We start from the raw sequence: 348 nt of genomic DNA on the forward strand, positions 1-348 counted from the left end.
CTTGTTAAAGCCTTACAAAGACCATGTCCATACAATCACGGCAGATAACGGTCGAGAGTTTGCGAATCATGAAGCAATCTCAGAGGCTTTAGAAACAGAGTTTTACTTCGCTCATCCATACAGTTCATGGGAGCGTGGTGCAAATGAAAATGCAAATGGACTACTACGCCAATATGTACGTAAAGGGTCGAACATACGGGAGCTGGGAGATGATGTTATCTCGCTTGCGATGGCGAGAATTAATTTTAGGCCGAAGAAGTGCTTAGGCTTTAGGCAACCAGCCGTCATATTCAAAGAAATGTGTATGGCTGCTTAAATGGCGAACTGTCGCACTTCGGACTTGAATTC

At 44.3% G+C, this 348-nt stretch carries 1 protein-coding gene; it reads left to right on the forward strand.

Features of this window, described 5'->3' with window-relative positions:
• On the forward strand, positions 1-316 hold a 316-nt coding region (locus ACTRWI_RS22765; RefSeq protein WP_499133948.1), incomplete at its 5' end, for an IS30 family transposase.
• Positions 317-348: the final 32 nt, after the last annotated feature.

The sequence above is a fragment of the Pseudoalteromonas sp. G5_S1_14_S5 genome (genome assembly GCF_054968605.1).